At 69.8% G+C, this 6,120-nt stretch carries 6 protein-coding genes; 4 read left to right on the top strand and 2 right to left on the bottom strand.

Features of this window, described 5'->3' with window-relative positions:
* Positions 1-2,856, top strand: a 2,856-nt coding sequence (locus FGD71_RS26375; protein ID WP_140935948.1) for a tetratricopeptide repeat protein, incomplete at its 5' end; no start/stop codon positions are given.
* A 147-nt stretch (positions 2,857-3,003) separates the two neighbouring features.
* Here FGD71_RS26375 and FGD71_RS26370 read toward each other — a convergent pair.
* Together FGD71_RS26370 and mca are read right to left on the bottom strand one after the other, a co-directional pair.
* Positions 3,004-3,255: a hypothetical protein gene (locus tag FGD71_RS26370; RefSeq protein WP_119103008.1), complete on the bottom strand. Its 252-nt coding sequence runs from the start codon at positions 3,253-3,255 to the stop codon at positions 3,004-3,006.
* Positions 3,248-4,108, bottom strand: coding sequence for a mycothiol conjugate amidase Mca (gene mca / locus FGD71_RS26365; RefSeq protein ID WP_119103016.1), 861 nt, complete (start codon positions 4,106-4,108; stop codon positions 3,248-3,250). The genes FGD71_RS26370 and mca overlap by 8 nt, the downstream gene beginning before the upstream one ends.
* Before the next feature lie 145 nt (positions 4,109-4,253).
* Here mca and FGD71_RS26360 point away from each other — a divergent pair, with 145 nt between their 5' ends.
* From FGD71_RS26360 to FGD71_RS26350, 3 genes are all read left to right on the top strand, one after another.
* Positions 4,254-4,652, top strand: coding sequence for a DUF4307 domain-containing protein (locus FGD71_RS26360; protein WP_119103007.1), 399 nt, complete (start codon positions 4,254-4,256; stop codon positions 4,650-4,652).
* 287 nt (positions 4,653-4,939) lie between these two features.
* Positions 4,940-5,437 carry a transcription elongation factor GreA gene (greA, locus tag FGD71_RS26355; RefSeq protein ID WP_119103006.1) on the top strand — a complete coding sequence of 166 codons (498 nt, stop codon included), beginning with the start codon at positions 4,940-4,942 and terminating at the stop codon, positions 5,435-5,437.
* A 319-nt stretch (positions 5,438-5,756) separates the two neighbouring features.
* A complete protein-coding gene (locus FGD71_RS26350) occupies positions 5,757-6,092 on the top strand; it encodes a LuxR C-terminal-related transcriptional regulator (protein ID WP_338120082.1) in 336 nt (111 codons plus the stop codon).
* The last annotated feature ends 28 nt before the right edge of the window (positions 6,093-6,120 follow it).

The raw sequence follows: 6,120 nt of genomic DNA, 5'->3' as shown, positions 1-6,120 counted from the left end.
GGCGCCGCGGCGACGGTGGCGAAGGTGACGGCCGCCCATCTGCCGGCCGCCAGCCGCCGCGCCGGCGCCCTGGGCCAGCCGGGCGGGCCGGAACAGCTGAGACTCCAGTGGCTGACGGCGCTGGAGGTGCGCGGCATCCGCCCGTTCATCGACCAGCAGCGGGTACTCATCGCGTCCACCGGCCCGAAGAAGGGGGCGCCACAGCTGCGGCGTACCGACAAGAGCGCGGCGGCGCGCAGGCGCAGCGTCCTGGAGCGGTCCTTCGACCAACTACCGGAGCCCGACGGTCCGTTCGCGGGCCGCAGGCAGGAGCTGTCACGGGTGGCGCAGTGGGTGCACGCGGCCCGCGCGAGCACGGAGACCAAACCGACGGTGGTCGTGCTGCACGGCGCCCCGGGCTCGGGCCGCAGCACACTCGCCGTCCGCGCCGCGCACGAGCTCAAGGACCAGTTCCGGGGGGCGTGCGTGGTGGACCTGCGCGGCGACAGCCCGGAGGAGCCGCCGCTGCCCACCCGCGACGCGCTGCTGCACCTGCTCAACCGGCTCGGCGCCTCGCGCGAGCAGCTGCTGTTCCGGGAGCGCTCCTCGCCGGAGCAGCAGGTACGGCGGCTGAGCGAGCTCTACCACCAGCATCTGACCGGCCTGCCCGTGACGATCGTGCTGGACGACGCGAGCGATGCGGAGCAGGTGCGGACGCTGGTGCCCGAGCGCTCCGACAGCCTGGTCGTGGTCACCGCCCGCAAACCGCTCGACCTGCCCGCCGACCTCCCCGCCTGGGTGCATCAGCTCGCCGTGGAACCGCTGGACGCACCGGGCGCCGAGGAGCTGCTGAACGCGGCGGCGCAGGACACCTCGGGCCCGTACGACGCCGAATCCTCCGACCAGGTGCGGGAGTTGTGCGGCGGTCTGCCGCTGGCGCTGCGTATCGCGGGCTCGTCGATCGGCCCGCGTACGCCCCGGCAGCTCGCCTCGGATCTGGCGGCCTACGGCCCGGTCGAGCCGGCCGAACGGGCGCTGTGGCTGCGGTACACGGACCAGTCGGACTCGGCCCGGCGGCTGTTCAGAAGACTGGCCCTGGCGGGCCGGGCCTCGCTGGGCGCGGCCGCGGCGGCGGCCCTGCTGGCGACGGACGAACCGGAGGCGACCCGCCACCTTCAGGCGCTGTCACGCGCCGGACTGATCGACCACGTACGCGGCAGCCGCTACCGCCTGCACGACGTCGTCCGCGCCTTCGCGCAGGCCCGCCTGCTGGACGAGGAGGAACCGGCCGAGCGTACGGCCGCCCAGGAACGACTCATCGTGAACTACGGGGAGTTGGCGGACTCGGTGATCCGCCTGGTGGACGGCAAGACGTCGACGCGCGCTGACACGGTCGGCCCGCACGGGTTCACCTCGCTGGACGCGGCGCTGCGCTGGCTGGACGACGAGTCGAGCTTCATCACGGCGGCCCTGCGGCACGCGGAGGGCGTGAACCAGGCGGCGGTGCTGAACCTGCTCGGCGCCCTGTGCGACTACTGCCTGCTGCGCGGTGACCTCTACCGGCTGGGCGAGATCAGCGAGCTGACGCAGGCGGTGGACCAGGGATTGCTCATGCGCTCGGTCCAATGGCGCACGGGCATCGCCGCCCGTCAGCTCGGCGAGCTCGACAAGGCGCGGACGACCCTGACCTCGGTGGTGGACCTCTACTTCGAGGCCCACCACGACGCGGGCGCGGCACGCGCGCTCTGCTCCCTCGGGATCACGCTCCACCACCAGGGGAACCTGTCCGAGGCGGCGGCGAGGCTCCAGGAGGCCATGGACCTCCAGGCCTCCCCCGAGCTCGCGGCGGACCGTGCCTGGACGATGCACGCACTGGCGGCGGTGGAGCGGGACCGCGCCCGTCTGGCCGAGGCCCTGGATCTGCTGACCAACGCGCTGGTCCTGCACCGGCAGGGCGAGTCCGTGCACGGCGAGGCCTGGGCCCATTTCCAGCTCGGCCAGCTGGGGCTGCGCATGGGTGACGTACCGCGCGCCGAGGCGGAACTCCGCGACGCCCTCGAGCTGTACGGCCGCACGCGCGACGCCCGGGGCGAGGCCTGGGCCCTGACCCAGCTGGCCCGGGCCCGTCTGGTCGACGGCGATCCGTCCTCCGCGATGGACGGGCTGCGCCAGGCGGCCGCCCGCCACCGCGACAACGAGGACGCGCGGGGTGAGGCGTGGACGGTGTACTACCTGGGCCAGGCCCTGGAGGAGTCGGGCAACCGGGACCAGGCGGTCAGGGAGCTGGAGCGCTCACGCACGATGTTCTCCCGTATCCGCGACGTCTACGGTCTGGCCTGCGCCCGTCACCACTCGGCCCGCGCGACCCGTGACCAGCGGGCGGCCCAGACGGGCTCGCTGCGCAACTCGGGCTTCGCCCGTCAGCTCCTGGTGGACGCCCGCGCGGACTTCCAGCGCATCGGTGTCGCCCACGGCGAGGCCTGGACCTGCCTGGAGCTGGCGGTGGTGGACGCGGGCAACGCCCGTACCCAGTCCGCTCTCTCGCTGTGCGACGAGGCGGCGTCCCTGTTCGCCTCCTACGGCGACCGCCGAGGCGAGGACTGGGCCCGTTTTCTGAGGTGCACGTTGCTGCCGTACGCCTCCCCCGGCGGCGTCGAGATCGGCACCGCCGTCGCCCAGGAGGAACTGGCCCAGCTCTCCCGCACCGGTCATCCGGCCCGCGACGGGAAGCTGGACGACTACATCGAGGCGTATCAGCTGCTGCTGGAGCGGGGCGCCGACCTGGACGCGGGCTGGCAGGCGTGGCGGCTGGGGATGGTGCCGAACCGGCATGCCCGGGAGGTGATGGGAGTCACAGTGACGGCTCCGTCTTCGTAGGGGCGACGAGCCTTCGTAGGGGCCGACGATCCTTCGTAGGGGTCGACGAGGCGCAGCGGCCTGCGGACGCGCTCCACTCCGTCCACCGGAACTCCGTCCACCGGAAAGTCCGGGCCCGGCACGTATGTACCGGGCCCGGGTGTCGGCTCAGCCCTTCGCGGGCGAGGCCTTGCCTTCCGAGCCGCCGCCCTCACCGGAGTCGCCCCGCTCGGACGTCTCCTTGAAGTCGACCTTCCCCATATGCCGGTTCATCGACTTCATGAGCCCCCACACCGCGAGAGCCATCACCGCGAACACGATGAAGCCGAGGACACCAGGGGTCACCTTGTCCTCGTCGACCTCTTTCGCGAGAGGGACGAGTGCCATTGCCAGGCTTGCGCTTGCGCTCATGTCAGGCATTGTCGCGGATGCCCGCAAAGAGGTCGTCCTCGGGGAGGGACGTATCGACGAGAGACTTCGCGAGCTCGTACTCCTCCGTCGGCCAGACCTTCCTCTGGAGCTCCATCGGCACGCGGAACCAGCCCCCGTCGGGATCGATCTGCGTGGCGTGCGCGATCAGCGCCTTGTCGCGGATCTCGTAGAAGTCGCCGCACGGAACGTGCGTGGTCAGGGTCCGCTCGACGTGCTGGAACTCGTCCCAGCGCTTGAGCCACTCCCCGTAGGGGGACTCCAGGCCGCGCTCCAGCATGGCGTTGTGCAGCGCTTCGGTGCGCGGGCGGTTGAAGCCCTGGTTGTAGTAGAGCTTCTGCGGCTGGTAGGCCGGGCCGTACTCCGACTCCGGGTACGTCTCGGTGTCCGCCGCGCCCTCGAACGCCACCATCGAGATCTTGTGGGTCATGATGTGGTCGGGGTGCGGGTACCCGCCGTTCTCGTCGTAGGTGGTGATCACCTGCGGACGGAAGGAGCGGATCTTGCGGACCAGCTCGCCCGCCGCCTTGTCGACGTCCTCCAGGGCGAAGCAGCCGTCGGGGAGGGGAGGCAGCGGGTCGCCCTCCGGGAGGCCGGAGTCCACGAAGCCGAGCCACTCCTGCTTGACGCCGAGGATCTCGCGGGCCTCGTCCATCTCCTTCTTGCGTACCTCGTGGATGTTCTCCTCGACGTACTTGTCACCCTTCAGTTTCGGATTGAGGATGGAGCCGCGCTCCCCGCCCGTGCAGGTCACGACCAGCACGTCCACCCCCTCGGACACGTACTTGGCCATGGTGGCCGCGCCCTTCGACGACTCGTCGTCGGGGTGCGCGTGCACGGCCATCAGTCGCAGCTGGTCAGTCAAGACACAATCCTCGTATGTCGGCGCCCCGTGGGAAACGGTGCGATCGGCGGCTTCTATAGTGACCGAATCGGGGGGCGAAAAATTCCGGGGCCCAGTCCTGTGCGCCCCCGCAGAGAGGACGATCATGAGTACGGCGAGCACGCAGCTGCCCGAGGGCCGGTACGGCCACTCCGCGGACGAGCGTGCCGATCGCAAGCTCAAGATCGTCGGCAGCGTCCTGGGCGCCGCCCTGGTCGTCCTCATCGGCTGGTTCGCGTACCACTACGTGGCCGGCAACAAGATCAGCGCCGAAGTGATCACCTTCAAGACCTCCGGCACGGCGGTGCAGGTGCACTTGGAGGTACGCAAGGACGCGGACGCCAAGGGCTACTGCACCGTGCGCTCGCAGGCCGAGGACGGCGCCGAGGTGGGCCGCGCGGACTTCCGCTTCGACCAGGACGCCTCACGCATCGACAAGGTCGTCACGCTGCGCACGACCAGCCGGGGCACCACCGCGGAACTGCTCGGCTGCCACGCCGACTGAGACCGGCACGCCGGAGGACGCCGGACACGCCGCGAACCCGGGGCCGAGGGGCCACGGGCGCGCCGCGAACCGGGGCCGCCGGGCGCGTGGTGGCCGGATCCGCGCCCCCAACGCCCGAGGTCACCCCATGGAAACGGGACGCTGACCTGCGGTGACGCAAATCTGATGGCTTATGTCCTCCCCCTTCCGTCGCTGAATTGTTAGGCTCGTGGTTTCGCCCACCTCTGAAGGAACATTCTTCTGGGTAGGGCGATGCTTTGTATTCCCAGTACCGACGAGGAGCACCTGTGACCCAGACCAGCGAGAACGTCACCTGGCTGACCCAGGAGGCGTACAACCAGCTGAAGGCCGAGCTGGAGTACCTGTCTGGTCCTGCGCGCACGGAGATCGCCGCCAAGATCGCGGCCGCGCGCGAGGAGGGCGACCTGCGCGAGAACGGCGGGTACCACGCGGCCAAGGAGGAGCAGGGCAAGCAGGAGCTCCGGGTGCGCCAGCTGACCCAGCTCCTCGAGAACGCGAAGGTCGGCGAGGCGCCGGCGGCGGACGGCGCGGTCGCGCCCGGCATGGTCGTCACCATCGCCTTCGACGGCGACGAGGACGACACGCTGACGTTCCTGCTCGCCTCGCGCGAGTACGCGAGCGCGGACATCGAGACGTACTCGCCGCAGTCCCCGCTGGGCTCCGGCGTGAACGGCAAGAAGGTCGGCGAGGACGCCGAGTACGAACTGCCCAACGGCAAGTTCGCCTCGGTGAAGATCCTCGAAGCCAAGCCGTACGCGGCCTGAGCTCACACCCGGGTCCACGCGAACCGGCCCGCCTGTTCGGCCTGTCCGCCTGGACCGAGCCCGGCCGACGCAGCACCTCCGGTACGCCCCGGCGTTCCCGCGCCGGGGCGTAGCCATGCCCGCGTCACCTGCGTCGGCTTGCGGAATATTGATTCTCTGCAAGCCATTAAGGCTTACCGGGAAGTTTTTCCTCAAATAAAGCTCAAGTGACTCGATGTGCCGCCTGCGGGGCCACTTCTTCCAAGGCTTCCCGGACGCGAACTTTCCCCCCTACAGTGCTACGTGAAGTTGCATGAAAACGGGGAAGGAGTCCATCACTGTGACGAACCAGGAGGCGGAGCGTGACTACCTCCGCAGCCCACTTCACAGGTCCGGAGAAATGCACTGCCCGTGCGAACTCGCCGTTCACCCCGCCGGACACGAACCGGCGTTCAACGAGCTGACCGACCGCGAGAGGCAGGTCCTCATACTCCTTGGCGGTGGCCTGCCCAACCGCACCCTTGCCCGGAAGCTGGGCATCGCGGAGCGCACCGTCAAGGCTCACGTCGCGCACATCGTCGGAAAGTTGGGATTGCGGACTCGCCTTGAGGCTGCCGTTATCTCGAATGTCTACCATAACCAGATATGCCCGGGCCTGCATTTGAGGGATGGTTAGGGAGCCGGCGCTTCAAGTGCTGAAGTAA

The organism is Streptomyces sporangiiformans (assembly GCF_005768555.2).
In the GTDB taxonomy this organism is placed as follows: domain Bacteria; phylum Actinomycetota; class Actinomycetes; order Streptomycetales; family Streptomycetaceae; genus Streptomyces; species Streptomyces sporangiiformans.
The sequence above is the reverse complement of the archived record's forward strand: the minus strand, read 5'-3'. Positions and strand labels throughout refer to the sequence as shown.